This window comes from Romboutsia ilealis, assembly GCF_900015215.1.
GTDB lineage: Bacteria > Bacillota > Clostridia > Peptostreptococcales > Peptostreptococcaceae > Romboutsia > Romboutsia ilealis.
This window is the reverse complement of the sequence record NZ_LN555523.1, coordinates 2,522,748-2,548,931: the sequence shown is the minus strand read 5'-3', so window position 1 is coordinate 2,548,931 and position 26,184 is coordinate 2,522,748. Positions and strand designations below refer to the sequence as shown.

At 33.1% G+C, this 26,184-nt stretch carries 23 protein-coding genes and 2 other annotated features (1 of these 25 cut by a window edge); all 23 genes read right to left on the bottom strand.

The features are described from left to right. Nucleotides 1-129: 129 nt before the first annotated feature. Complete coding sequence (tuf, locus tag CRIB_RS12275; protein ID WP_180702534.1) at nucleotides 130-1,323, bottom strand: elongation factor Tu; 1,194 nt, start codon at nucleotides 1,321-1,323, stop codon at nucleotides 130-132. Nucleotides 1,324-1,419: 96 nt separating this feature from the next. Continuing rightward, complete coding sequence (gene fusA, locus CRIB_RS12270; RefSeq protein ID WP_180702541.1) at nucleotides 1,420-3,486, bottom strand: elongation factor G; 2,067 nt, start codon at nucleotides 3,484-3,486, stop codon at nucleotides 1,420-1,422. A 51-nt stretch (nucleotides 3,487-3,537) separates the two neighbouring features. Beyond that, entirely contained in the window at nucleotides 3,538-4,008 is a 471-nt protein-coding gene (rpsG, locus tag CRIB_RS12265; protein ID WP_071119047.1) for a 30S ribosomal protein S7, read from the bottom strand. Between the two features lie 122 nt (nucleotides 4,009-4,130). Then, nucleotides 4,131-4,553 (bottom strand): 30S ribosomal protein S12, encoded by a 423-nt coding sequence (gene rpsL / locus CRIB_RS12260; RefSeq protein WP_071119069.1) that lies wholly within the window; start codon nucleotides 4,551-4,553, stop codon nucleotides 4,131-4,133. Between the two features lie 287 nt (nucleotides 4,554-4,840). Continuing rightward, nucleotides 4,841-8,329 (bottom strand): DNA-directed RNA polymerase subunit beta', encoded by a 3,489-nt coding sequence (gene rpoC / locus CRIB_RS12255; RefSeq protein ID WP_180702540.1) that lies wholly within the window; start codon nucleotides 8,327-8,329, stop codon nucleotides 4,841-4,843. Between the two features lie 41 nt (nucleotides 8,330-8,370). Further along, the gene (gene rpoB / locus CRIB_RS12250; protein ID WP_180702539.1) at nucleotides 8,371-12,078 is read right to left on the bottom strand and encodes a DNA-directed RNA polymerase subunit beta; all 3,708 of its coding nucleotides are present in this window, start codon (nucleotides 12,076-12,078) and stop codon (nucleotides 8,371-8,373) included. A gap of 253 nt (nucleotides 12,079-12,331) precedes the next feature. Then, nucleotides 12,332-12,694, bottom strand: a complete 363-nt coding sequence (gene rplL, locus CRIB_RS12245; RefSeq protein WP_071119050.1) for a 50S ribosomal protein L7/L12 — start codon at nucleotides 12,692-12,694, stop codon at nucleotides 12,332-12,334. Between the two features lie 80 nt (nucleotides 12,695-12,774). Beyond that, nucleotides 12,775-13,278: a 50S ribosomal protein L10 gene (gene rplJ, locus CRIB_RS12240; protein ID WP_071119051.1), complete on the bottom strand. Its 504-nt coding sequence runs from the start codon at nucleotides 13,276-13,278 to the stop codon at nucleotides 12,775-12,777. 46 nt (nucleotides 13,279-13,324) lie between these two features. Continuing rightward, nucleotides 13,325-13,454: a sequence feature (ribosomal protein L10 leader region), on the bottom strand. 51 nt (nucleotides 13,455-13,505) lie between these two features. Further along, on the bottom strand, nucleotides 13,506-14,204 hold the full coding sequence (gene rplA / locus CRIB_RS12235) for a 50S ribosomal protein L1 (protein WP_180702538.1): 699 nt from the start codon (nucleotides 14,202-14,204) through the stop codon (nucleotides 13,506-13,508). Nucleotides 14,205-14,279: 75 nt separating this feature from the next. Further along, nucleotides 14,280-14,705 (bottom strand): 50S ribosomal protein L11, encoded by a 426-nt coding sequence (gene rplK, locus CRIB_RS12230; RefSeq protein WP_180702537.1) that lies wholly within the window; start codon nucleotides 14,703-14,705, stop codon nucleotides 14,280-14,282. 38 nt (nucleotides 14,706-14,743) lie between these two features. Beyond that, complete coding sequence (gene nusG, locus CRIB_RS12225) at nucleotides 14,744-15,286, bottom strand: transcription termination/antitermination protein NusG (protein WP_180702536.1); 543 nt, start codon at nucleotides 15,284-15,286, stop codon at nucleotides 14,744-14,746. 19 nt (nucleotides 15,287-15,305) lie between these two features. After that, nucleotides 15,306-15,527 carry a preprotein translocase subunit SecE gene (secE, locus tag CRIB_RS12220; protein WP_180702535.1) on the bottom strand — a complete coding sequence of 74 codons (222 nt, stop codon included), beginning with the start codon at nucleotides 15,525-15,527 and terminating at the stop codon, nucleotides 15,306-15,308. A gap of 25 nt (nucleotides 15,528-15,552) precedes the next feature. Continuing rightward, on the bottom strand, nucleotides 15,553-15,702 hold the full coding sequence (rpmG, locus tag CRIB_RS12215; protein ID WP_071119055.1) for a 50S ribosomal protein L33: 150 nt from the start codon (nucleotides 15,700-15,702) through the stop codon (nucleotides 15,553-15,555). 218 nt (nucleotides 15,703-15,920) lie between these two features. After that, nucleotides 15,921-17,114, bottom strand: coding sequence for an elongation factor Tu (gene tuf / locus CRIB_RS12210; protein ID WP_180702534.1), 1,194 nt, complete (start codon nucleotides 17,112-17,114; stop codon nucleotides 15,921-15,923). A 72-nt stretch (nucleotides 17,115-17,186) separates the two neighbouring features. Further along, entirely contained in the window at nucleotides 17,187-17,849 is a 663-nt protein-coding gene (sigH, locus tag CRIB_RS12205) for an RNA polymerase sporulation sigma factor SigH (RefSeq protein ID WP_408638542.1), read from the bottom strand. A gap of 45 nt (nucleotides 17,850-17,894) precedes the next feature. Next, nucleotides 17,895-18,461, bottom strand: a complete 567-nt coding sequence (locus CRIB_RS12200) for an NYN domain-containing protein (protein ID WP_330404882.1) — start codon at nucleotides 18,459-18,461, stop codon at nucleotides 17,895-17,897. Continuing rightward, nucleotides 18,427-19,161 (bottom strand): 23S rRNA (guanosine(2251)-2'-O)-methyltransferase RlmB, encoded by a 735-nt coding sequence (gene rlmB, locus CRIB_RS12195; RefSeq protein WP_180702532.1) that lies wholly within the window; start codon nucleotides 19,159-19,161, stop codon nucleotides 18,427-18,429. The genes CRIB_RS12200 and rlmB overlap by 35 nt, the downstream gene beginning before the upstream one ends. A 12-nt stretch (nucleotides 19,162-19,173) precedes the next feature. After that, nucleotides 19,174-19,932, bottom strand: coding sequence for an FAD-dependent thymidylate synthase (gene thyX, locus CRIB_RS12190; protein WP_180702531.1), 759 nt, complete (start codon nucleotides 19,930-19,932; stop codon nucleotides 19,174-19,176). Between the two features lie 106 nt (nucleotides 19,933-20,038). Further along, nucleotides 20,039-20,434, bottom strand: coding sequence for a Mini-ribonuclease 3 (locus CRIB_RS12185; RefSeq protein WP_180702530.1), 396 nt, complete (start codon nucleotides 20,432-20,434; stop codon nucleotides 20,039-20,041). A 2-nt stretch (nucleotides 20,435-20,436) separates the two neighbouring features. Next, nucleotides 20,437-21,834 (bottom strand): cysteine--tRNA ligase, encoded by a 1,398-nt coding sequence (gene cysS, locus CRIB_RS12180; protein WP_180702529.1) that lies wholly within the window; start codon nucleotides 21,832-21,834, stop codon nucleotides 20,437-20,439. A gap of 135 nt (nucleotides 21,835-21,969) precedes the next feature. After that, nucleotides 21,970-22,116 (bottom strand): hypothetical protein, encoded by a 147-nt coding sequence (locus CRIB_RS12175; protein WP_180702528.1) that lies wholly within the window; start codon nucleotides 22,114-22,116, stop codon nucleotides 21,970-21,972. A gap of 312 nt (nucleotides 22,117-22,428) precedes the next feature. Further along, nucleotides 22,429-23,910 (bottom strand): glutamate--tRNA ligase, encoded by a 1,482-nt coding sequence (gltX, locus tag CRIB_RS12170; RefSeq protein WP_180702527.1) that lies wholly within the window; start codon nucleotides 23,908-23,910, stop codon nucleotides 22,429-22,431. A 315-nt stretch (nucleotides 23,911-24,225) separates the two neighbouring features. After that, nucleotides 24,226-25,941 carry a proline--tRNA ligase gene (locus CRIB_RS12165; protein ID WP_180702526.1) on the bottom strand — a complete coding sequence of 572 codons (1,716 nt, stop codon included), beginning with the start codon at nucleotides 25,939-25,941 and terminating at the stop codon, nucleotides 24,226-24,228. An 83-nt stretch (nucleotides 25,942-26,024) separates the two neighbouring features. Beyond that, nucleotides 26,025-26,184: a binding site (T-box leader), on the bottom strand; it runs 46 nt beyond the window's last position.

Below are 26,184 nucleotides of genomic sequence, written 5' to 3'. Positions count from 1 at the left end.
TATAGCATTTTGTCAACGAAATATAAGTAGTATATTATTACTATTTATGAATTTTTTGCATTTTTATAAAAAAAAGAGAGGAGTAATACTCCTCTCTTTTTATCTATTGATTAATCCAATCAAAGAAGATTATTCAACTATAGAAGCAACAACTCCTGATGCTACTGTTCTTCCACCTTCTCTTATTGCGAATCTTAATCCTTCTTCTATTGCTATTGAGTTTATTAACTCAACTGCCATTGTTACGTTATCTCCTGGCATAACCATTTCTATACCTTCTGGTAACTTACATGCTCCTGTAACGTCTGTTGTTCTGAAGTAGAATTGTGGTCTGTATCCATCGAAGAATGGAGTGTGTCTTCCACCTTCTTCTTTTTTAAGAACGTATACTTCTGCCATGAACTTAGTGTGAGGCTTAACTGTTCCTGGCTTCGCCATAACTTGTCCTCTTTCTATTTCATTTCTTTGTACACCTCTTATTAATGCTCCTATGTTATCTCCAGCTTGTGCTTGGTCTAATAACTTTCTGAACATTTCTACTCCTGTTACTACAACTTTTCTTGGTTCTTCTGCTAATCCTACTATTTCAACTTCGTCTTGAACCTTTAATACTCCTCTTTCAACTCTACCTGTAGCAACTGTTCCTCTTCCTGTTATAGAGAATACGTCTTCTACTGGCATTAAGAAGTTCTTATCAACATCTCTTTCTGGTTCTGGTATATAAGCATCTATTTGCTCGAATAATTCTACTATTTTGTCTCCCCACTCAGAAGCTGGGTTTTCTAATGCCATTAATGCAGATCCTCTTATTATTGGAGTGTCATCTCCTGGGAATTCGTACTCATTTAATAAGTCTCTTACTTCCATTTCAACTAACTCTAATAATTCTTCGTCGTCTACCATATCACACTTGTTTAAGAATACTACTATGTATGGTACACCAACTTGTCTTGATAATAATATATGCTCTCTTGTTTGAGGCATTGGTCCATCTGTTGCTGAACAAACTAATATAGCACCGTCCATTTGAGCAGCACCTGTTATCATGTTCTTAACGTAGTCAGCATGTCCTGGGCAGTCAACGTGAGCGTAGTGTCTGTTTGGAGTTTCGTACTCAACGTGAGCTGTTGATATTGTTATACCTCTTTCTCTTTCTTCTGGAGCTTTATCTATGTTAGCGAAGTCTACTGCTTCTCCTAATTGATATCTCTCATGTAATGTTTTTGTTATTGCAGCTGTTAATGTAGTTTTACCGTGGTCAACGTGTCCTATTGTTCCTATATTAACGTGTGGTTTATTTCTTTCAAATTTAGCTTTAGCCATTTTGAAATACCTCCCTATATATATTTTAGGTAAGACGAGATATACCCGTCTTACTCATTTTAATTTATATTAATTTTATTAATAATAAACAGTTTATTATCTTCCTTCAGCTATTTTCTTAGCAACTGAAGCTGGAACTTGCTCATAGTGGTCAAATATCATAGTATAAGTTGCACGACCTTGAGTAGTTGATCTTAACTCAGTAGAGTATCCAAACATTTCTGAAAGCGGAACGAATGCATTTATAACTTGTGCACCAGATCTAGCTTCCATACCTTGTATTAAACCTCTCTTAGAATTTAATCCACCCATAACGTCTCCCATGTACTCTTCTGGAGTAACAACTTCAACTTTGAAGAATGGTTCAAGTAATACTGCGTTACCTTTCTTAAGAGCGTCTTTCATCGCCATAGAACCAGCCATTTTGAACGCCATTTCTGATGAATCGACTTCATGGTAAGAACCATCGTATAATTCAACAGCAACGTCAACAACTGGATATCCAGCAACTATACCAGATGCCATTGCACCTTGGATACCTGCATCAGTAGGTCCAACGTATTCTTTTGGTACAGATCCACCAACAGTTTTGTTTTCGAACTTGTAACCAGCACCTGGCTCTTGAGGTGTAACTCTGATCTTAACATGTCCGTATTGACCTCTACCACCTGATTGCTTAGAGTACTTGTATTCAACATCAACTGGTTGAGTTATAGTTTCTCTATAAGCAACTTGTGGAGCACCAACGTTAGCTTCAACTTTGAATTCTCTTAATAATCTATCAACGATTATTTCTAAGTGTAATTCACCCATACCTGATATTATAGTTTGTCCTGTTTCTTCATCAGTCTTAACTCTGAAAGTTGGATCCTCTTCAGCTAACTTTTGAAGAGCTATACCCATTTTTTCTTGAGCAGCTTTTGATTTAGGCTCTATAGCAACAGATATAACTGGCTCAGGGAATTCCATAGATTCAAGTATTATTGGATGAGCTGGATCACATAAAGTATCTCCAGTAGTAGTATCTTTTAATCCTACTGCTGCAGCTATATCCCCAGCGTATACTTCTGTTATTTCTTCTCTTGTATTAGCATGCATTTGAAGGATACGACCTATTCTTTCTCTCTTACCTTTAGTTGAGTTAAGAACATAAGATCCACCTTGCATTATTCCTGAGTAAACTCTGAAGAATGCTAACTTACCAACGAATGGGTCAGTCATTATTTTGAATGCTAAAGCAGAGAATGGTTCTTCATCAGATGAATGTCTTTCAGACTCTTCACCATTATCTAATACACCTTTTATAGCTGGTATATCAGTTGGAGCTGGTAAGTAATCAACAACAGCATCTAGTAATAATTGAACACCTTTGTTTCTGTAAGCAGATCCACAGAATACTGGGTTCATTTCACAAGCTATTGTAGCTTTTCTTATAGCAGCTTTTAATTCTTCTACTGATATTTCTTCACCTTCAAGATATTTCATCATTAACTCTTCGTCAGTTTCAGCTACTGCTTCAACCATTTTTTCTCTCCACTCTTGAGCTAATTCTTTCATATCTTCTGGTATTTCAGTTATTTCTATATCTTTTCCTAAGTCATCCTTATAGATATGAGCTTTCATTTCTAATAAGTCAACTTCCCCTTCTAACCAATCTTCTTTTCCTATTGGTAATTGAAGAGGTACAGCATTTGCAGATAATCTTTCTTTCATCATGTTAACAACGTTAAAGAAGTCAGCTCCCATGATGTCCATTTTATTTACGAATGCTATTCTAGGTACACCGTAGTTATCAGCTTGTCTCCATACGTTCTCAGATTGAGGTTCAACCCCACCTTTAGCACAGAATACAGCAACTGAACCGTCAAGAACTCTTAGAGATCTTTCAACCTCAACTGTGAAGTCGACGTGTCCTGGTGTATCTATTATGTTTATTCTATGGTCTTTCCATGCAGCAGTAGTAGCGGCAGAAGTTATTGTTATACCTCTTTCCTTCTCTTGCTCCATCCAGTCCATTTGAGAAGCTCCTTCGTGAGTTTCTCCTATCTTATGTGTTTGCCCTGTATAGAAAAGGATTCTTTCTGTAGTAGTAGTTTTTCCTGCATCTATATGAGCCATGATTCCTATATTTCTAGTTCTTTCTAAAGGAAACTTTCTAGCCATGGTTCTCCTCCTTGTGATATCCCTTAAAGGTATCAATTATATCCTATTTTATTAGAATCTGTAGTGAGCAAATGCTTTATTAGCTTCTGCCATCTTATGAGTATCTTCTTTCTTCTTAACTGAAGCTCCTGTGTTGTTAGCAGCGTCCATTATTTCTTTCGCTAACTTTTCAACCATTCCTTTTTCTCCACGAGCTCTAGTGTAGTTTACTAACCATCTTAAACCTAAAGTTTGTCTTCTTTCAGGTCTAACTTCAACTGGTACTTGGTAGTTAGCTCCACCAACTCTTCTTGCTTTAACTTCTAAAACAGGCATTATGTTATCCATTGCTTTGTTGAATACTTCTAAAGCATCTTCTCCTGTTTTTTCAGCTACCATAGCGAAAGCATCATAAACTATAGTTTGAGCTTTCCCTTTTTTACCGTCTATCATTAAATTGTTTATTAATTTAGTAACAACTTTACTTCCATATATTGGATCAGCTAATACTTCTCTCTTTGGAACATTACCTTTTCTTGGCATTTTGCTTCCCTCCTTAATTATTTAATCTTAAATCATAGGTACTCGACATAAATAATGCCGTGATGCCATAAATACATATATATATTTAAAGCACCGCACATATAATTAATTGTTAGTTTTTATTATTTCTTTGCAGCTTTAGGTCTCTTAGCACCGTACTTAGATCTAGCTTGCATTCTCTTATCAACACCTGCAGTATCTAAAGTACCCCTTAATATGTGGTATCTAACCCCTGGAAGGTCTTTAACTCTTCCTCCTCTTATAAGAACAACACTGTGCTCTTGTAAGTTGTGTCCTTCTCCTGGTATATAAGCAGAAACTTCTATCCCGTTTGTTAATCTAACTCTGGCAACTTTTCTTAAAGCTGAGTTAGGCTTCTTAGGAGTAACTGTTTTTACTGAAGTACAAACTCCTCTTTTTTGTGGAGCACTTGCATCAGTAGCTTTCTTGTGTAAAGAGTTGAATCCCTTTTGTAATGCTGGAGCAGTAGATTTCTTTTCTATTGCTTGTCTGTTTTTACGAACTAATTGGTTAATTGTTGGCATCATCTGCACCTCCTTCCAAAATTTTCGATCTTTAAATGACCGCCAACTACATCAGTACATGTACTGATATGCTTGTAACAAAACGTTACTTTTACAATTAAATGTCTATTACACACATTATATGTGGTTTTAGCTCTTTGCAGTTTGGTGCTGCTAGTTCATTTATTAAAAGTCTAATCAAAGATCTCTAATAACTTATATAAGTTTTAGAAGACCTTCGATTACACACTTTTACATTTTATCACCCAAACATAGATAATGTCAAGATTTCTTTATCTCTTATTATATTAGTCTTGGATTTTTTCAACAGCTATGTTTTTATATCTCTTCATACCTGTTCCTGCTGGTATTAACTTACCTATTATAACATTTTCTTTAAGACCTATTAAGTGATCTTCTTTTCCTTTTATAGCAGCTTCTGTTAATACTCTAGTTGTTTCTTGGAATGAAGCAGCTGATAAGAATGATTCTGTAGCAAGAGATGCCTTAGTTATACCAAGTAAAACTCTCTTAGCAACAGCAGGTTTTAATCCCTGAGCTATAGCTTCTTCATTACACTTATCAAATGTTAATACATCTTCATATCCACCTGGGATTAATTCTGTATCACCTGGATCCTCAACTTTAACTTTCGAAAGCATTTGTCTTACTATAACTTCTATATGCTTATCGTTAACGTCAACCCCTTGCATTCTATAAACTCTTTGAACTTCTTTAACGATATAGTCTTGAACTCCACCTATACCTTTAACTCTTACTATGTCATGTGGGTTTATAGAACCTTGAGTTAATGGGTCCCCAGCTTCAACCATTTGTCCATGCTTAACTCTTATTCTTGATCCATAAGGTATAGCATAAACTTCTGTTTCACCATTTTCAGGAACTATACTTATTTCTTTTCTCTTACCAGTTTCGTCTATTTCAACTCTACCAGTTATTTCTGTTATGACAGCTAAACCTTTAGGTTTTCTTGCTTCAAATAATTCTTCAACCCTTGGAAGACCTTGAGTTATATCTCCTCCGGCAACCCCACCTGTATGGAATGTACGCATTGTAAGCTGAGTACCTGGTTCACCGATTGATTGAGCAGCTATTATACCAACAGCTTCCCCTATATTAACTTCTTTACCTGTAGCAAGGTTTCTACCATAACACTTAGAACAAACCCCATGGTTTGTCTTACAGTTAAGAACTGTTCTTATTTGTACAGTTTCTATTCCTGCAGCTATTATTTTTTCAGCTTCATCTTCTTTTATCATAGAATCAGCTTCTACTATAACTTCTCCTGTAGTTGGATTTACTATAGGGTCTATAGTATATCTTCCCACTATTCTATCATATAATACTTCTATTACTTCATTTCCATCTTTTATAGCAAATGTTTCTGTAGTTTCTGTTGTACCACAGTCAACTTCTCTTACTATAACATCTTGGCTGACATCAACAAGTCTTCTTGTTAAGTATCCTGAGTCAGCTGTACGAAGCGCTGTATCGGCAAGACCTTTTCTAGCCCCGTGTGAAGATGTGAAGTATTCCATTACTGATAAACCTTCACGGAAGTTAGATTTAACTGGAACCTCAACTGTTTTACCAGATGCATTGGCCATCAGACCACGCATACCAGCTAACTGTCTTATCTGGTTCTTAGAACCTCTGGCTCCTGAGTGTGCCATTATATATATATTATTAAGTCTGTCTAATCCTGCCATCAGAGCATCTGTAACTTTTTCAGTTGTTTCTGTCCAAGTTTCTATAACTCTTTCATATCTTTCTTCGTCAGATATTAGACCTCTTCTGTATGCTTTTTCATATTTATCAACTTTTTCTTCTGCTTCTGTTATATAACCTTTTTTAGCTTCTGGTATTTTCATATCAGCAACCGCAACTGTTATACCACCTCTAGTTGAGAATTTAAATCCTAGAGATTTTATATGGTCAAGTAATACAGCAGTTTCTGTATTTCCATGCTTTCTAAAGCACTTATCTATTATTTTACCTAAAGCTTTTTTGTCAACTAAGAAGTCTATTTCTAATCCAAATGGATCTACACTTCTATCTACAAATCCTAAGTCTTGAGGTATATTTTCATTAAATATGAATCTACCTACTGTACTTTCTACTATAGAACTTCTTCCATCTTCAAGAACTACTCTCATTTTTACTAAAGAGTGTAATTGAACAGCTTGGTTTTGATAAGCAAGTAACATTTCATTGAAGTCTTTGAATACTGTTCCTGTTCCCTTTTCGCCACCTTGAGCTTCTATAGTTAAATAGTAACATCCTAAAACCATATCCTGAGAAGGCGTAGTTATCGGCGTACCATCTTTAGGTGCAAGTATATTATTTACAGATAACATTAAGAATCTAGCTTCTGCTTGTGCTTCTACTGATAAAGGTACGTGTACCGCCATTTGGTCACCATCGAAGTCGGCATTGTATGCTGTACATACAAGTGGATGTAGCTTTATAGCTTTTCCTTCAACTAATACTGGTTCAAATGCCTGTATACCTAATCTATGAAGAGTAGGCGCACGGTTAAGAAGAACTGGATGACTCTTTATAACATCTTCTAAAACATCCCATACTTCTGGTTTAACTTTTTCTACTATAGATTTAGCACTCTTTATATTATGTGCAAAACCTTCTTTAACTAATTTATCCATAACAAATGGCTTGAATAATTCTAGAGCCATCTTCTTAGGAAGACCACATTGATAGAATTTAAGTTCTGGTCCAACAACTATAACCGAACGTCCTGAGTAGTCAACACGCTTACCAAGTAAGTTTTGACGGAAACGTCCTTGCTTACCTTTTAGCATATCCGATAAAGACTTAAGCGGTCTGTTACCAGGTCCTGTTACAGGTCTACCTCTTCTACCATTGTCTATTAAAGCATCAACTGCTTCTTGAAGCATTCTCTTTTCATTTCTTACTATGATATCAGGAGCTCCAAGTTCTAGTAATCTCTTTAATCTGTTATTTCTGTTTATAACTCTTCTATATAAATCATTTAAGTCAGAAGTTGCAAATCTTCCTCCATCAAGTTGAACCATCGGTCTTAAATCTGGAGGTATTACTGGTATCGCATCTAATATCATCCACTCTGGTTTATTTCCAGACTTTTTAAATGCTTCTACCACTTCTAATCTTCTTATTGTTCTAACTCTTTTTTGACCTGTACTATCTTTTAAGTCAGCTCTTAATTCTTTGCTTTCTTTTTCTAGGTCTATATTTTGTAGTAATTGCTTAACAGCTTCAGCTCCCATACCTACCGTGAAAGTATTGTATCCATACTTATCAACAGCAGTTCTATATTCTTTTTCTGTTAAAAGCTGCTTTTCATTTAACCCAGTTTCTCCTGGGTCCACTACAACATATGAAGCAAAGTATAATATTTTTTCTAAAGATCTTGGAGACATATCAAGTAAAAGACCCATTCTACTTGGTATACCTTTGAAGTACCAGATATGAGACATAGGAGCTGCTAGCTCTATATGTCCCATTCTTTCTCTTCTTACTTTAGATTTCGTAACTTCTACTCCACATCTATCACAAACTACACCTTTATATCTTACTCTTCTGTATTTACCACAGTGACATTCCCAGTCTTTTTGAGGTCCAAATATTCTCTCACAGAACAGACCATCTTTTTCTGGTTTTAGTGTACGGTAGTTTATTGTTTCAGGTTTTTTTACTTCTCCTCTAGACCATTGTCTTATTTTCTCTGGAGAAGCTAGTGCTATTTTTATCGACTCAAAATTGTTTAATTCAAACAAGGAGTTCTCTCCCTTCTATTTGATATTTGCGTTAATTAAATTTATACATCAAAGTCTTCATCTTCATAGTTTAATTCTTCGAAGTTTTCATCATCTTCAAAATCTAAACTATCTATCTCTTCATCGTCATTTTCAATGAATTCATCATCTATTTCTTCTATTATATGATTTTGTTCTACTTCATCTATGTTATCTACAACATCTAATTCGAACTCTTCAACTGTATCATCTGCATCTAAAGATTCTCTTACTTCTATTTCTTGATCTTCTTCAGTTAATACTTTTACATCTAAGCATAAACTTTGAAGTTCTTTTATAAGAACCTTAAATGATTCTGGTATTCCTGGTTCAGGTATATTCTCACCTTTAACTATAGCTTCGTACGCTCTAACACGTCCTACAACATCATCCGATTTAACAGTAAGTATTTCTTGAAGTATGTGAGCAGCCCCGTATGCTTCTAGAGCCCAAACTTCCATCTCTCCAAATCTTTGTCCACCAAATTGTGCTTTACCACCTAATGGTTGTTGAGTAACTAAAGAGTATGGTCCTGTACTTCTCGCATGTAACTTATCATCAACTAAGTGATGTAGTTTTAACATGTACATGTATCCAACCGTTATTCTATTATCGAAAGTTTCACCCGTTCTACCATCATATAAAGTTAATTTACCATCTTCTGGGTATCCAGCTTGCACTAGTGCTTTTCTTATATCTGACTCTTTAGCTCCATCAAATACAGATGTAGCTACATACCATCCTAAAGCTTTAGCAGCAAGTCCTAAATGAACTTCTAACACCTGACCGATGTTCATACGAGACGGTATACCTTGCGGGTTAAGAACTATATCAAGCGGAGTTCCATCTTCCGTAAACGGCATGTCTTCTTGCGGTAATATTCTTGAGATAACCCCTTTATTACCGTGACGTCCGGCCATCTTATCTCCAACTTTTATCTTTCTCTTTTGAGCTATATAACATCTAACAAGTTCATTAACTCCTGGAGATAAATCATCTCCATTTTCTCTAGTAAACACTTTTACGTCTACTATTATACCACCTTCACCATGAGGAACTTTAAGTGAAGTATCTCTAACTTCTCTAGCTTTTTCTCCGAATATCGCACGAAGTAATCTTTCTTCAGCAGTAAGTTCAGTTTCTCCTTTAGGAGTTACCTTACCAACTAATATATCTCCTGAATCTACTTCAGCACCTATTCTTATTATACCTCTGTCATCTAAGTTCTTTATAGCACTTTCTCCAACGTTAGGTATATCTCTAGTTATTTCCTCTGGTCCAAGCTTAGTATCTCTTGCTTCACATTCATATTCTTCTATATGAATTGTAGATAATCTATCTTCTTTAACTAATTTTTCGTTTATTAAGATAGCATCCTCGTAGTTGTAACCTTCCCAAGTCATGAACGCTACGAACATATTTCTACCTAATGCTATTTCCCCAAGGTCAGTAGCTGGTCCATCTGCTATAACGTCACCCTTTTCTATTTGGTCACCTTTATTTATTATAGGAGCTTGATTTATACAAGTACCTGCATTTGAACGTTTAAACTTAAGTAATTTGTATCTATCTTTTACTCCGTCTTCTCTTTTTATTATTATTTCATCAGCTGTTACTCTCTCTGCTATACCAGAGTTCTTAGCAACAACAACTGCACCCGAGTCTTTAGCTGCTCTATATTCAACTCCTGTACCTATAACTGGTGCTTCTCTTCTAACTAGAGGCACTGCTTGACGTTGCATGTTCGCTCCCATCAGAGCACGGTTGGCATCGTCATTCTCTAAGAATGGTATCATAGCAGTTGCTATAGAAACAACTTGTTTTGGAGATATATCCATATAATCAACTCTATGAGTTGGAACTAGTTCAACAGCACCATTTTTAGTTCTGCATACTACTCTCTTATTTACGAAAGTACCATCTTCTTCTAATGGTTCATTTGCTTGAGCTCTTATGAATAAATCTTCTTCATCAGCAGTTAAATAATGTATTTCATTTGTAACTTTTCCAGTTTCCTTCTCTACTTTTCTATAAGGAGATTCTATAAATCCAAATTCATTTATTTTAGCATAAGTAGATAATGAGTTTATAAGACCGATGTTTGGTCCTTCTGGCGTCTCTATCGGACACATTCTTCCATAGTGAGAATGATGAACGTCACGCACTTCGAATCCAGCTCTTTCTCTTGAAAGACCTCCTGGTCCTAATGCAGATAATCTTCTCTTGTGTGTTAACTCAGATAATGGGTTGTTTTGATCCATAAACTGAGATAACTGCGAACTACCAAAGAACTCTTTTATCGCAGCAGAAACTGGTCTTATGTTAACTAACGCTTGTGGCGTTATAGCTTCCATATCTTGAACAGTCATTCTTTCTTTTATAACTCTTTCCATTCTAGAAAGACCTATTCTAACTTGGTTCTGCAATAATTCACCAACAGATCTTATTCTTCTGTTTCCTAAGTGATCTATATCATCTATATTTCCAATATCATGGAATAAGTTAAATTCATAATTTATAGAAGCTATTATATCATCTAATAATATATGCTTTGGTATAAGTTCTTTCATTCTGAACTTAATAGCTTCTTTTATTTCTTCTTCATCACTATAAGTTTCTAAAATTTCTTTTAAAGTCGGATAGTGAACTTTTTCTTTTATCTCTAATTCATCTATATCAAAATCAACATGTGATTTTATATCAACAAAATTATTTCCTATAACTTTAACAACTTTTTCATCTTCTACTAATAAAGTAACTACATTTATACCTGCATTTTGTATATCCTTAGCAACTTCATAGCTTATTTTTTCACCAGCTTTAACAAATACTTCTCCCGTTTCAGAATTCACTACGTCTTCAGCTGATATTTTGTTCATTATTCTGTAGCATAGAGCAAGCTTTTTATTAAACTTATATCTACCAACTTTTGCTAGGTCGTATCTCTTCGCATCAAAGAATAATGCATTTAATAATGAAGATGCACTTTCAACTGTTGGAGGTTCGCCCGGTCTTAGCTTCTTATATATTTCTATTAGACCCTCTTCAACTGTTTTAGTGTTATCTTTTTCTAAAGTTGCAGCTAATCTTTCATCTTCACCTAAAAGTTCGATTATTTCAGCATCTGTACCTATACCTAGAGCTCTTAATAAAACTGTAACTGGTTGCTTTCTAGTTCTATCAACTCTAACAGATATTACATCATTTGAATCTGTTTCATATTCTAACCATGCACCTCTGTTTGGTATAACTGTAGATGATATTAACTTTTTCCCTGTTTTATCTCTTTCTAGAGCATAATATACTCCAGGAGATCTAACTAATTGACTTACTATAACTCTCTCTGCACCGTTGATAACAAAAGTACCCTTTTCAGTCATTAATGGGAAATCTCCCATGAATACTTCTTGCTCTTTTATTTCTCCAGTTTCCTTATTTATAAGTCTTACTTTTACTTTTAGAGGTGCACAATATGTAGCATCTCTATCTTTACATTCTTCTATATCATATTTAGGCTTATCATCTAAAGAGTAATCTACGAATTCTAATATAAGATTACCTGTGTAATCTTCTATCGGAGAAATATCATCAAATACTTCTTTAAGACCCTCTTCAATAAACCACTTATAAGAATCTACTTGTAGTTCTATAAGATTTGGCACGTCAGCTATTTCCTTTATCTTAGAAAAGCTCATTCTAGTCCTTTTACCTATCGTGACAGGATGTGGCATTCAGTCTTCACCTCTCAATAATTAAAAATAAAACCATAGTTCATTGTAACGCATCTAATAATTTTATCATAACAATAAACTTTTTTCAATATGTAACTTATACGTAAACCTTTATAATTAATACTTTTTCACAAAATATGCATTATTTATTATGCACATAATTTTAATCTAAAATTCTATTTTTATACATGTTTTATTTAAATTTTATAAAAATAAAAAAAGATGTCCTTAAGGACATCTTTTCGAAAGAAAACTACTTAACTTCTACGCTAGCTCCAGCAGCTTCTAATTTTTCTTTTATTTGGTCAGCTTCTTCTTTAGAAACACCTTCTTTTAATGTCTTAGGAGCGTTATCAACTACTTCTTTAGCTTCTTTTAATCCTAATCCTGTTACTTCTCTAACAGCTTTTATAACTCCAACTTTTGAAGCACCAGCGTTTGCTAATACTACGTCGAATTCAGTTTTTTCTTCAGCAGCTCCACCAGCAACTGCACCAGCCATCATAACTGGAGCTGAAGCAGATACACCGAATTTTTCTTCAGCAGCTTTAACTAATTCATTTAATTCTAAAACTTTCATGTTTTCTATAGCTTCTAATATTTGTTCTATTGTCATTTTTAGCACCTCCGAATTTTTTTCAATAATTTTATTTTTAAGTTATTATATTACAATATCTAACTTTTCTAAATTGACAATTAAGCTTCTTGTCCTTCTTGTTTCTTTATTAAAGCATCTATTAAGTATGCGAAGTTTGACATTGGAGCCTTTAAGCTTCCAAGTAACTTAGCAAGAAGAACTTCTCTTGATGGTATGTTAGCGAACTCAACTATTTGAGATTCGTTGTAGAATTCACCTTCTACTACACCCATTTTTAATTGCATTTTTGGATGAGAATCCATGAATTCCTTTAATATTCTAGCTGGAGCAACTGGATCTTCGTATCCGAATGCTATTGCATTAGTTCCAACTAATAACTCGTCATTGAATTGTTCTATACCAACTTCTTTAGCAGCTTTTCTAACTAAAGTGTTTTTGTATACTTTGTATTCAACACCAGCTTCTCTCATTTTCTTTCTTAATTCAGTTACCTCTTCAACTGTTAATCCTTTGTAATCAACAACTATAGCAGATGATGATTTTTCTAATTTTTCAACTATTTCAGAAACAACTTGTGATTTAAGTTCTATAGCTTTTCTCATATAGATGTGCACCTCCTTCACCTAATAAGGTTTAGTATTCGCCGCAATCTCATTTAAAAAAGCTTTTGATGGCAAAATAAGACAACAAAAGCTTTAGTAATTTCAATTTATCTAAAACCTCGGTAGGAAATTAAGCTTTTAGCACCTACTGTCTACGGCAAATCTATTCTTTTTTATATCAACAATTGTTATATTAACATTTTTGTTTTTGCTTGTCAACAATTTTATTATTCTGCTATTTTAGCAGGGTTTATTTTAACACCAGGTCCCATAGTAGACGCTACTGTTACACTTCTTAAGTATTGTCCTTTAGCAGCAGCTGGCTTAGCCTTAACTATAGCATCCATTAATGCAGCAAAGTTTTCAGCTAACTTTTCTCCACCAAATGATACTTTTCCTACTGGAACGTGTATTATATTTGTTTTATCTAATCTGTATTCTACTTTACCTGCTTTTATTTCGTCTATAGCTTTAGCTACATCGAAAGTAACAGTTCCTGACTTAGGGTTTGGCATTAAACCTTTAGGTCCTAATACTCTACCTAATCTACCTACTACACCCATCATGTCTGGAGTAGCAACAACTACATCGAATTCGAACCAGTTTTCACCTTGTATTTTTTGAACTAATTCTTCAGCTCCTACAAAGTCAGCTCCAGCAGCTTCAGCTTCAGCAGCTTTTGCTCCTTTAGCGAAAACTAAAACTCTCTTAGTTTTACCAGTTCCGTGTGGTAATACAACCGCACCTCTAACTTGTTGATCAGCATGTCTTGAGTCAACACCTAATTTTATATGAGCTTCAACAGTTTCGTCGAATTTAGCTGTAGCAACTTCTGCAACTAAAGATAAAGCTTCTGTAGCATCATATAATCTTGTTCTATCTATTTTATTTAACGCTTCTACGTATTTTTTACTTTTCTTTGCCATTTTATTTTCCTCCTTGTGGTTATATTCGGCTTTTCAGCCTCCCACTTCTATATGAAGTGTCTAATTTTTTTAAAATTAGTCTTCTACAACGATACCCATACTTCTTGCAGTACCAGCTATCATACTCATAGCAGCTTCTACTGATGCAGCATTTAAGTCAGGCATTTTTAATTCAGCTATTTCTCTTACCTTAGCAGAAGATAAAGTAGCAACTTTCTTCTTGTTAGGTTCTCCTGAAGCTGTATCTAATCCAGCAGCTTTCTTTAATAATACTGCAGCTGGAGGAGTTTTTGTTATGAATGAGAATGATCTATCTTGGTATACAGTTATAACAACTGGTATTATCATTCCTGCTTGATCTGCAGTTTTAGCATTGAACTCCTTAGTGAATCCCATTATGTTAACACCGTGTTGTCCTAACGCTGGCCCAACTGGTGGAGCTGGCGTTGCCTTACCTGCAGGTATTTGTAATTTTATTTGACCTATAACTTTTTTAGCCATTGAGCGCACCTCCTCAAAATTTTTCTATCTAAATTTTATTATATTTTTTGTATATTTTCAAACTCTATTACAAATAGAGTCTTCTTGCCAAATGCATCTATACACACTTTTGCTTCTCTTGTTTCCAGGTTTATTTCTTCAACAGTACCTACTTGTCCACTAAAAGGACCTTTAGCAACCTCTACTGCATCACCTATTTCTAAGTCTACATCTGAGTTTACTACTTTCGGAACATCTATTTCTATGCCCATAGCTTTTACTTCTTCATCACTTAACGGCACTGGTTTTGAACCTGGTCCAACGAATCCAGTAACACCCTTAGTATTTCTTACGATATACCAAGATTCATCAGTGATTATCATTTTAACTAAGACATAACTTGGAAATACCTTACGCTGTCTAGTTTTTTCTTTTCCTGTTTTTGTAGTCTCAACTACATCTTCAGTTGGAACAACTAAATGTGTTATATAGTCTTCCATTCCTCTTGTTTTTACAGCTTTTTCTATCGTAGCTTTAACTTTATTTTCATGCCCTGAATAGGTATGCACAACATACCATCTTGCTTCTTGTAATTCTGACATATTGTTTTCTCCCTTTCGTCTATTTCAGTATAAGCCCTAGTGCACCTTGTAATCCAGTATCTAAAGCCCACACTAATATAGTAGCTGAAGTAACTACAGTTAAAACCACACCTGTGTTTTTAAGTAATTCTTTTTTTGTAGGCCACGAAACTCTTTTTAATTCTTGTTTAGTTTCTCTTATATAAGAGAATAAACTAAATTTTTTCTTAGTTTCTGTGCCTTGATTTGCCTGGACAGCCACTTTACACTCACATCCTTAAATAAAACTATTTTGTTTCTTTATGAGCTGTATGTTTCTTACAGAATTTACAGTATTTGTTTAATTCTATTCTGTCTGGGTTAGTTTTCTTGTTTTTAGTAGTGTTGTAGTTTCTTTGCTTACACTCTGTACATGCTAAAGTTACTTTAACTCTCATCTGCTACACCTCCAACTTTATTAATATAATAATATATATAGTTAAATAACACCTTAACTTATATTATTGAGGTATTATCACCTTCCTGAATCTGAATCATTACCTTGTATAAGTTATCATAAAATAATAGTCGTGTCAATGTTTTTGTAGATTCCATGATAAAAAAGAGGAGTAATACTCCTCTCTTTTTATCTATTGATTAATCCAATCAAAGAAGATTATTCAACTATAGAAGCAACAACTCCTGATGCTACTGTTCTTCCACCTTCTCTTATTGCGAATCTTAATCCTTCTTCTATTGCTATTGAGTTTATTAACTCAACTGCCATTGTTACGTTATCTCCTGGCATAACCATTTCTATACCTTCTGGTAACTTACATGCTCCTGTAACGTCTGTTGTTCTGAAGTAGAATTGTGGTCTGTATCCATCGAAGAATGGAGTGTGTCTTCCACCTTCTTCTTTTTTAAGAACGTATACTTCTGCCATGAACTTAGTGTGAGGCTTAACTGTTCCTGGCTTCGCCATAACTTGTCCTCTTTCTATTTCATTTCTTTGTACACCTCTTATTAATGCTCCTATGTTATCTCCAGCTTGTGCTTGGTCTAATAACTTTCTGAACATTTCTACTCCTGTTACTACAACTTTTCTTGGTTCTTCTGCTAATCCTACTATTTCAACTTCGTCTTGAACCTTTAATACTCCTCTTTCAACTCTACCTGTAGCAACTGTTCCTCTTCCTGTTATAGAGAATACGTCTTCTACTGGCATTAAGAAGTTCTTATCAACATCTCTTTCTGGTTCTGGTATATAAGCATCTATTTGCTCGAATAATTCTACTATTTTGTCTCCCCACTCAGAAGCTGGGTTTTCTAATGCCATTAATGCAGATCCTCTTATTATTGGAGTGTCATCTCCTGGGAATTCGTACTCATTTAATAAGTCTCTTACTTCCATTTCAACTAACTCTAATAATTCTTCGTCGTCTACCATATCACACTTGTTTAAGAATACTACTATGTATGGTACACCAACTTGTCTTGATAATAATATATGCTCTCTTGTTTGAGGCATTGGTCCATCTGTTGCTGAACAAACTAATATAGCACCGTCCATTTGAGCAGCACCTGTTATCATGTTCTTAACGTAGTCAGCATGTCCTGGGCAGTCAACGTGAGCGTAGTGTCTGTTTGGAGTTTCGTACTCAACGTGAGCTGTTGATATTGTTATACCTCTTTCTCTTTCTTCTGGAGCTTTATCTATGTTAGCGAAGTCTACTGCTTCTCCTAATTGATATCTCTCGTGTAATGTTTTTGTTATTGCAGCTGTTAATGTAGTTTTACCGTGGTCAACGTGTCCTATTGTTCCTATATTAACGTGTGGTTTATTTCTTTCAAATTTAGCTTTAGCCATTTTGAAGTACCTCCTTGATTAATATTTTTAATTTATTACGCTTATAATAAGCTTATGGTAAGTATTTTACTATTAATCATTTCTGTTTTCAAGATGTTTTTCCAATTTTCTCTTTACTCTTTGAAGTGCATTATCTATTGATTTTACATCTCTTTGAAGCTTGTCCGCTATGTATTGATATGACTTACCATTTAAGTAGTATTCTACAACTTGTAATTCTAACTCACTTAGCAATTCATTCATCTTTGATTCTATGTGTTTTAGCTCTTCCTTGCTTATTATAAGTTCTTCTGGATCTGTAACTATACTAGTTGCAATTATATCCAAAAGTGTTCTTTCTGATTCTTCATCATATACAGGTTTATTTAAAGATATATACGAATTAAGAGGTATATGCTTTTGTCTTGTTGCCGTTTTTATTGCTGTTATTATTTGTCTAGTTATACAAATATCAGCAAATCCTTTAAAAGAGTTTGTTTTACTCGCGTCAAAGTCTCTAACCGCTTTATATAGGCCTATCATTCCCTCTTGAATTATATCTTCTTTATCTGCTCCTATTAAAAAATATGACTTTGCTTTTGCTTTTACAAAATTTTTATATTTTTTTATAATATATTCTAATGCTATTTTATCCCCTTTACTTGCTTTTAATACTATATCATATTCATCTTGCTGACATTTATCTATTGATGCATAAAATTCATCATTCGCTACTAACATGTTTTTCTCCCCCATTAAACATTTTAATAGCTTTATTATAATCTAATAAATTTAGTATTTTCAACGGTTTCTACGAATGTTCTCAAGTTTCGACAATGTTTCCTTATCTAACCTATCTTCCAACCAATTTCGTTGAATTTTTTTATAGCTGCTAGTATTTTTTTCTTTTATCTTAGATTTTGCATTTTCTAAGTCTAATTTTAATTCTCGAGAAGTTATTCTACTAGCTCCTTTACCTAATACGATTTGTTGTTCTGCATAGTCGTTAGTAGCAACTTTTACGTCATCATACTTAGATAAAGTTCCTATAAACTTCTCTATATAACTATCTGCAGTTTGATGTTCTTTTGTATAAACAATAGTTATATTTTTTCTTTTTTCTATTTTTTCTTTACAACTTTTTATGTTATAGGCATCAAAAACTATTATACCTAGTCTTCCTGTAAATTCAGCATATTCGATTATTGCATCAATCAATTTTTCTCTGGCATGCTCTAAGTCTGTTATAGATATATCCTTAAGTTCATCCCAGGCATTTATAATATTATAACCATCTACTATTAAATAGTCTTTTTTATTTCTTCTCATCAACTTACTTATTACCTGTTCTTTGTTTAAATATCTCATATAACAGAATTCCTGCAGCTACTGAGGCATTTAACGATGTTACATTTCCTATCATAGGCATCTTAACAGTAAAGTCACAATTTTGCTTAACTAATCTAGATATCCCAAACCCTTCACTACCTATAACTAATCCAAGTGCTCCTGTAAGATTTTGTTCATAGAATGTCTGACCATCCATATCAGCCGCAGCTATCCATAAACCTTCATCTTTTAATTTTTTTATAGTGTTAACTATATTAGTAACCTTACAAACAGGAACATATTCCACTGCACCTGCAGATGCTTTAGCTACTACAGGTGTTATATGTACTGACCTTCTTTTAGGTATTATAACTCCATGAGCTCCAACTGCATCAGCTGTTCTTATTATAGATCCAAGATTATGAGGATCTGTTATCTCGTCTAATATTATGAAGAATGGATCTTCATTTTTAGCTTTAACACTTTCTATTAATTCATCTAACTCCCAGTATTTATACTCACTTACTTGAGCTATAACACCTTGATGAGAGTGGCTAGTACTTACTTCATCTAATTTATGTTTATCTACATACTGTATTACTATATTTTTTTCTTTAGCCATGCCTATTATTTTTTTAATAGAACCTTCTTTAGCCGAATTCGCTATCATTATTTTATCTATTTCTCTGTCATTTTTTATTGCTTCTATTACAGGATTTCTTCCTTCTATTGTTGCCAAACTTTCCACCGCCTATAAATTTTTAAATTTTTCTCTTATTTCAACTATTTTACCACAAGTCATGTTACCTTCTGGACATGGTCCTTGAACACAGTTTGGTCCCATATTTCTAAATAATATCGGAGCTACTTGCTTTAATTGTCTTAACATTTCTATAGATAGTTCTCTTATTTCCCATTGTGCTCTTTCACAACATCTATGGTTTAAGAAATTATATAAACTTCTTACATTCATAGTAAATACCATTTTTGTCTCACAAGCATTAGGAAAAACATATCTAGCATCTTCTATCGCTTGCTTTTCTGCACTTCTTTTCGCTTCTTTCTCATTTTTTCCACTTTTTATTAATTTATTATAGTGTTTTTCAAATAATATTTCTACAAGCTTATCATAAGCTTCTTGATCTTTTTTCATTGTTTCTATGAATAGCTCTCTTGCCTCATCTATTTCATTTATATGGTGAGGAATTATGTATTCAAATTGATTTAACTTAACATATCTTTGACTTTGTTGTGAATAACTAGCTATACGATGTCTAACTATTTGATGAGAACAAGCTCTAGATATTCCCTCTACTGCAAATGTAAATGATACATGTTCTAGAGGGGATTCATGTCCTATACTTATTAGCATATTTAAAAATTTATCTATACTCTCTGGCGTTAAATTATCCTCTATTTGATCAACTCCAACTGCTGAATAACATAATTTTGCAGCCATTGATATAACTTTCTCTGGCTCTGGTGTATGAGATAATATTTTTACCTTCATTCCTAGTTCCTCCCTTAACTTATTTTATAAATATTATACATTAAAATCTTATAATTCGTATAAAAATGTAGAAAAGTATTGCTTTATATAGCAATACTTTCCATAATTACATATTCGCTTCAACAATCTTTATGCCTTCCGATATTATATACTCTAGCCTTTTATAGTTTTTATCTAGATATAAATATCCAATTAAAGCTTCAAACCCTGTCGCGTGCTTATAATCTATAATATCTGCATTTTTAGGGGACGTATGAGATTTCTGATTCCTTCCCCTTTTATAAATTCTTAGTTCATCTTCTGTTAATTGATCTTCTATATTGTGTATTATAGTAGCTTGAGCCTTAGCATTTACATATTTTACTGCTGATTTATGAAGATCATTAACTTTTTTATTTATATTTTTAGTTATTAAGTACTCTCTTATATGCGATTCAAAAACTGTATCGCCTAGATATGCTAATACTAATGGAGACATAGTTATTAATTCTGTTCTATTCATATTTATGCTCTCTTCCACTTCGTTCCTTGTCTCGTATCTTCTAAGACTATACCTTTATCTAGTAATTCTTGTCTTATATCATCTGCTAATTTAAAGTCTTTATTTTTTTTAGCATCTGCTCTTTTTTGTATTAGCTCTTCTATGTCTTTGTCTAAGATATCATCATTTTTCTTATTTACTATATTTAAAACTCCAGTCAATTCATTAAATTTATCTAAGCACATCTTAGCAAATTCTACTGAAGATGTTTCATTTACATTCGTATTTATAAACTTTGATAATTCAAAAATAGAACTTACTGCATCTGCTGTATTTAAATCATCTTCCATAGCATTTATAAACTTAGTCTTATAAGATTCTAATTCACCTATTAATTCTTTTTCTTCATCTTTTATAGAAGATTCTGATAGATTACTTATTGTAAATTCTAATTTTTCTTTTGCATTATAAAGTCTTTCAAGTCCTGCTTTTGCTTGATTAAGCATTTCATCACTGAAGTTAACAGGGTTTCTATAATGAGCTGATAACATAAAGAATCTTACTATTTCTAAATCATATTGCTTAGATATATCTCTTACTGTGAAGAAATTTCCTTTTGACTTACTCATTTTTTCATTGTTTATATTTATATATCCGTTGTGAACCCAGTAATTAGAGAATGTTTTTCCACTTCTAGCTTCACTTTGAGCTATTTCATTCTCATGATGAGGGAATGCTAAGTCCTGACCTCCAGCATGTATATCTATAGTTTCACCTAAGTATCTATTAGACATAACTGAACATTCTATATGCCATCCTGGTCTACCTTCGCCCCAAGGACTATTCCAACCTGGTTCACCTTCTTTTTTAGACTTCCATAAAACGAAATCCATTGGATGTCTTTTTTGACCATTTACTTCTATTCTCGCCCCTGCTTCTAACTCATCTTGATTTTGTTTAGAAAGTTTTCCATATCCTTCAAACTTCTTAGTATCAAAGTAAACATCTCCGTTTACTTCATAAGCATACCCTTTATCCTCTAAGTCTTTAACAAAATCTATTATTTGTTGTATATTATCTGTAACTCTCGGATGAACATCTGCTCTTTTTATTCCAAGACCATCAGCATCTACAAAGTACTCATCTATATACTTATTAGCTACCTCTTCAGGACTTATGCCTTCTTCGTGTCCCCTTTTTATTATTTTATCATCTACATCTGTAAAGTTTTGAACAAAAGTTACATCGTATCCTTTGTATTGTAAATATCTTCTTAAAGTATCAAACATTATAAAAGGTCTAGCGTTTCCTATATGTATATAATTGTATACTGTCGGTCCACATACATACATTTTTACTTTACCTTCTTCTAATGGTATAAATTCTTCTTTTGTTCTAGTTAATGTATTATATAATTTCATACTTATCACCTCACTATATTGTTATATCTTACCATGAATATTTATATACTATATTATAATTTAAAATTTATTTAATTAATAGTATTACTATTATATCCTTAGCATAAAAAATTATCTTTATTTAAATATTATTTCCTATTCATCTAAAAAAGACTTCTTATTTATACTACATCTTTTAAAAGTTTCTTCACTTATTAGGTCTTCATTCTTTAATTGTTGTAATATATTTAAATAATCAGTGCATAATTTCTTTAACTCCTCTTTTACTTCCTCAACTCCCATTATTTTATCCTCCCTACAATTACGTTACCTAAAGTTATACTCAATCTACACATCTTAATATATTACTTTTATTTAGAAAAAACTCCTTTGTAAGTATACCCATATCTTTTCATCAAATAACTACATAAATAAAATTTACTTATCACACTTATATCGACAACACTACATCCTAACTAATTCTTTGAATTAACATATTAATCGATTTTAGATATATTGATATTACTTACATTCAGAATTTATCCACATTTTTTAAGTATTATAATATACTTAAGCGTAAAAAAGCCCACTTAAAATTAGTGGACTTTTTATATACTATAAAACATTATTTTTTACATATTTTATTCTATTTAAGCAAGTTTCTTTTCCTAGAACTTCCATAGTTTTTGGAAGATCTGGTCCATGCATTTGACCAGTTAATATTATTCTTGATCCCATGAATAAATTCTTCCCTTTTATACCATGTTCTTTTTGTATTTCTTTAAACATAGCTTTTACAAAGGCTTCATCTACTACTTCAGCAGCTTCTACTTTTGCTTCTAATGCATCTATTAAAGTTGGTATGTGCTCTAAGTTTAAGAATTCTCTACATTCTTCAGTTTCTAACTCAACAGTGTCTCCAAAGAATATATTAGCATGTTCAGTTATTTCTTTTACATATTGTAATTTTTCTTTAAGAACTGATACCATACCCTTTATGAATTCATATTTAGTTTCAGCTTCTTCTTCTGTTATAAATCCTGATTCAACTAAAAATGGTATAGCTAAATCTGTTAAATAACTATCATCTGCATCTTTTATATAATGTTGGTTAACCCAATTTAACTTTTCTGTATCAAATACTCCACCACTCTTAGATACCCTATCTATAGAAAATGCATTTTCTAATTCTTCCATAGAGAATATTTCTTGGTTATCTTCTGGAGACCATCCAACTAATGCAACATAGTTTACTAATCCTTCTGGTAAGTATCCTTTTTTCTTGAAGTCTTCAACAGCAACATCACCATGTCTCTTACTTAACTTTTTCTTTTCCTTATTAAGTATATTTGGTAAATGTACAAATGTCACAGGCTCCCATCCAAATGCTTCATATAAATAAACATGCTTTGGAGTTGAAGAAACCCATTCTTCTCCTCTTATAACATGAGTTATTTCCATTAAATGATCATCAACAACTACAGCAAAATGATATGTTGGGAATCCATCAGTTTTTATTAATACTTGATCATCTAAGTCATTAGTATTAAATTCTGTTTCTCCTCTAACTAAGTCATTGAACTTTATAACGTGATTTTCTGGTAATCTTAGTCTTATAACGTATGGTTCTCCCGCAGCTATTTTAGCTTGTACTTCTTCTTCCGTAAGGTCTCTACAGTGACCATCATACCTTGGAGTTTCTCCAGCTTCTTTTTGCTTTTCTCTTACTTCATCTAATCTTTCTTTTGTACAGAAGCAGTAGTAAGCTTTTCCACTATCTAATAATTCTTGTATATATTTTTTGTATATATCTAATCTTTCAGATTGTATGTAAGGACCGTTCTCACCTTTTTGAACTATATTCCCATTTTCATCTAACATAACACCTTCAGTATGGTTAACACCAGCCCATTTCATAGCTTGAAGCATGTTTTCTATTGCACCTTCAACTAATCTTGTTTGGTCTGTATCTTCTACTCTTAATAAATATTCTCCACCCATTCTCTTTGCAAATAAGTAGTTGTATAAAGCAGTTCTTAAACTACCTATATGTACAAATCCAGTTGGACTTGGAGCAAATCTTACTTTTACACTCATGTCTTTACCTCCTATAAATATATATACGTATCTATAATATCAAAATAAGCCTTTATTGTAATGTTATTTTATCCAAATAATATAAAAAATTCACTTCACTTAAGCGACGAGTCGGCGAAGTACTTCATTTCGCCAACGATATATTCTTGCTTCCTCTACGGATACATCCGTTGCTAAAAATACAATTTATATGTTATCCAGATAATCTGTTAATAACTCGCTTTTTCTAAAAATTAAAATAGTATATATATCCACATTTTAACTTAAAATGTTAATAAGTTCGTGGATTATATATACTATTTAGTTATTTTGCAATTATCCTAACTTTACGTTATTTTTTACAAATTCAGCTTCAACTCTTGATTTTATCTCATCTAAAGATATTACTTCTTTTTCTTCAGACTTTCTTAATTTGAATTCTACTTTTCCATCTACTATATCTTTACCAACAGTTATTCTCATTGGTATACCTATAAGTTCACTATCTTTAAACTTAACTCCAGCTCTTTCATCTCTGTCGTCTAATAATACTTCTACACCCATAGCTTGTAAGTCATTATATATCTTTTCAGCAACTTCCATATGTTCTTCTTTCTTTATGTTAACAGGTACAACTACAACATGATATGGAGCTATTGCTAAAGGCCATGTTATACCATTTTCATCATGATGTTGCTCTATTATAGCTGCAGCAGTTCTTTCTACACCTATTCCGTAACATCCCATTACTACTGGCTTAGATTTACCATCTTTATCTATGAAGTTACATCCCATAGCTTCAGAGTACTTAGTCCCTAACTTGAATATATGTCCAACTTCTACCCCTCTAGCTATTTCAAAGTGACTTCCACACTTAGTACACTTATCTTGCTCAGTTACGTTTCTAAAGTCTCCTACTGTTCCTTCGAAGTCTCTTCCGTAGTTAGCATTTTCTATATGGTACTCAGTTTTGTTAGCTCCTATTATTAAGTTTCTAGCATTAGCTACTTCGTTATCTATTAATACATAGTCAGCTTTTATTCCTATTGGTCCTGCAAATCCTATTTCTGCATTAGTTACAGCTTTTACTACTTCTTCGTTAGCAAGTTCGAACTCAACAACTCCACCTACAGCATTTCCTACTTTAGTTTCGTTAACTTCTCTGTCTCCTCTTACTACTACTACTACTGTTTTTCCATCTGCAACATATACTAAAGTTTTTGCAAACTTATCAGCTGATAATTTAAAGAAGTTTTCTAATTCTTCTATAGTGTGTACACCTGGAGTATGTACTTCTTTTAATTCTTTCATTTCTTCAGTTGAAGGTTCTGCTACTACAGCTACTGCTTTTTCCATGTTTGCTGCATAATCACATCCGCTACAGAATACTATTTCATCTTCTCCAACTTCTGATTTAACCATGAACTCAGCTGAAACCGAACCACCTATAGCTCCTGTATCTGCTTGTACTGGGCTATTATCTAATCCACATCTTGCAAATATGTTTGTATATGCATCAAACATATCTTGGTATGACTTATCTAATCCTGCCTCATCTGTATCAAAACTATACGCATCTTTCATTGTGAAAGATCTAGTTCTCATTACACCAAATCTAGGTCTTCTTTCATCTCTATACTTAACTTGTATTTGATATAAGTTTAATGGTAATTGTTTATAAGAAGTTATTTCTTGCTTTATTAAATCTGTGAATACTTCTTCATGAGTTGGCCCAAGACAAAAATCTCTATCATTTCTATCTTTTAATCTCATCATTTCTGCTCCCATTACATCCCATCTACCAGACTCTTTCCAAAGTTCTGCTGGTATAAGAGCTGAACAAAGTATTTCTTGACATCCTTTTTCATTTAACTCTTCTCTTATTATATCTTGTATTTTATTGAAAACTCTTATACCCATAGGTAATTGGTTATACACTCCTGATGCCATCTTTCTTATCATACCAGCTCTTAACATTAATTGATGACTTGTTATTTCTGCATCAGCTGGTACTTCTCTTAATGTTGGCATAAACATTTTTGACATTTTCATATTACATTTCCTCCTGTATTTATATCTTTTATTTTTAATAGTAAAATTTTTCCACAAAAAAACCTTCCGACTCTATACTTATGTATAGAGACGAAAGGTTTAATTTCCGCGGTACCACTCTAATTAGCCCAAAGACTCTCTTTATGGGATATAACGGTCCCTACCGTAAAAACTTTTTACCGTTTTTAAGCTAAAAGACTGGTTCAAAGACTTCTTCTTAGAAACTTTCACCACCGTTTCCTC

What these genes read in the sequence shown, in the direction of transcription:
- tuf (WP_180702534.1), bottom strand. Translation starts at nt 1,323, where the DNA reads ATGGCTAAAGCTAAATTTGAAAGAAATAAACCACACGTTAATATAGGA.
- fusA (WP_180702541.1), bottom strand. Translation starts at nt 3,486, where the DNA reads ATGGCTAGAAAGTTTCCTTTAGAAAGAACTAGAAATATAGGAATCATG.
- rpsG (WP_071119047.1), bottom strand. Translation starts at nt 4,008, where the DNA reads ATGCCAAGAAAAGGTAATGTTCCAAAGAGAGAAGTATTAGCTGATCCA.
- rpsL (WP_071119069.1), bottom strand. Translation starts at nt 4,553, where the DNA reads ATGCCAACAATTAACCAATTAGTTCGTAAAAACAGACAAGCAATAGAA.
- rpoB (WP_180702539.1), bottom strand. Translation starts at nt 12,078, where the DNA reads ATGCCACATCCTGTCACGATAGGTAAAAGGACTAGAATGAGCTTTTCT.
- rplL (WP_071119050.1), bottom strand. Translation starts at nt 12,694, where the DNA reads ATGACAATAGAACAAATATTAGAAGCTATAGAAAACATGAAAGTTTTA.
- rplJ (WP_071119051.1), bottom strand. Translation starts at nt 13,278, where the DNA reads ATGAGAAAAGCTATAGAACTTAAATCACAAGTTGTTTCTGAAATAGTT.
- rplA (WP_180702538.1), bottom strand. Translation starts at nt 14,204, where the DNA reads ATGGCAAAGAAAAGTAAAAAATACGTAGAAGCGTTAAATAAAATAGAT.
- rplK (WP_180702537.1), bottom strand. Translation starts at nt 14,705, where the DNA reads ATGGCTAAAAAAGTTATAGGTCAAATAAAATTACAAATACCTGCAGGT.
- nusG (WP_180702536.1), bottom strand. Translation starts at nt 15,286, where the DNA reads ATGTCAGAATTACAAGAAGCAAGATGGTATGTTGTGCATACCTATTCA.
- rpmG (WP_071119055.1), bottom strand. Translation starts at nt 15,702, where the DNA reads ATGAGAGTTAAAGTAACTTTAGCATGTACAGAGTGTAAGCAAAGAAAC.
- tuf (WP_180702534.1), bottom strand. Translation starts at nt 17,114, where the DNA reads ATGGCTAAAGCTAAATTTGAAAGAAATAAACCACACGTTAATATAGGA.
- sigH (WP_408638542.1), bottom strand. Translation starts at nt 17,849, where the DNA reads ATGGGGGAGAAAAACATGTTAGTAGCGAATGATGAATTTTATGCATCA.
- CRIB_RS12200 (WP_330404882.1), bottom strand. Translation starts at nt 18,461, where the DNA reads ATGAGATATTTAAACAAAGAACAGGTAATAAGTAAGTTGATGAGAAGA.
- thyX (WP_180702531.1), bottom strand. Translation starts at nt 19,932, where the DNA reads ATGAAGGTAAAAATATTATCTCATACACCAGAGCCAGAGAAAGTTATA.
- CRIB_RS12185 (WP_180702530.1), bottom strand. Translation starts at nt 20,434, where the DNA reads ATGAATAGAACAGAATTAATAACTATGTCTCCATTAGTATTAGCATAT.
- cysS (WP_180702529.1), bottom strand. Translation starts at nt 21,834, where the DNA reads ATGAAATTATATAATACATTAACTAGAACAAAAGAAGAATTTATACCA.
- CRIB_RS12175 (WP_180702528.1), bottom strand. Translation starts at nt 22,116, where the DNA reads ATGGGAGTTGAGGAAGTAAAAGAGGAGTTAAAGAAATTATGCACTGAT.
- gltX (WP_180702527.1), bottom strand. Translation starts at nt 23,910, where the DNA reads ATGAGTGTAAAAGTAAGATTTGCTCCAAGTCCAACTGGATTTGTACAT.
- CRIB_RS12165 (WP_180702526.1), bottom strand. Translation starts at nt 25,941, where the DNA reads ATGAAAATGTCAAAAATGTTTATGCCAACATTAAGAGAAGTACCAGCT.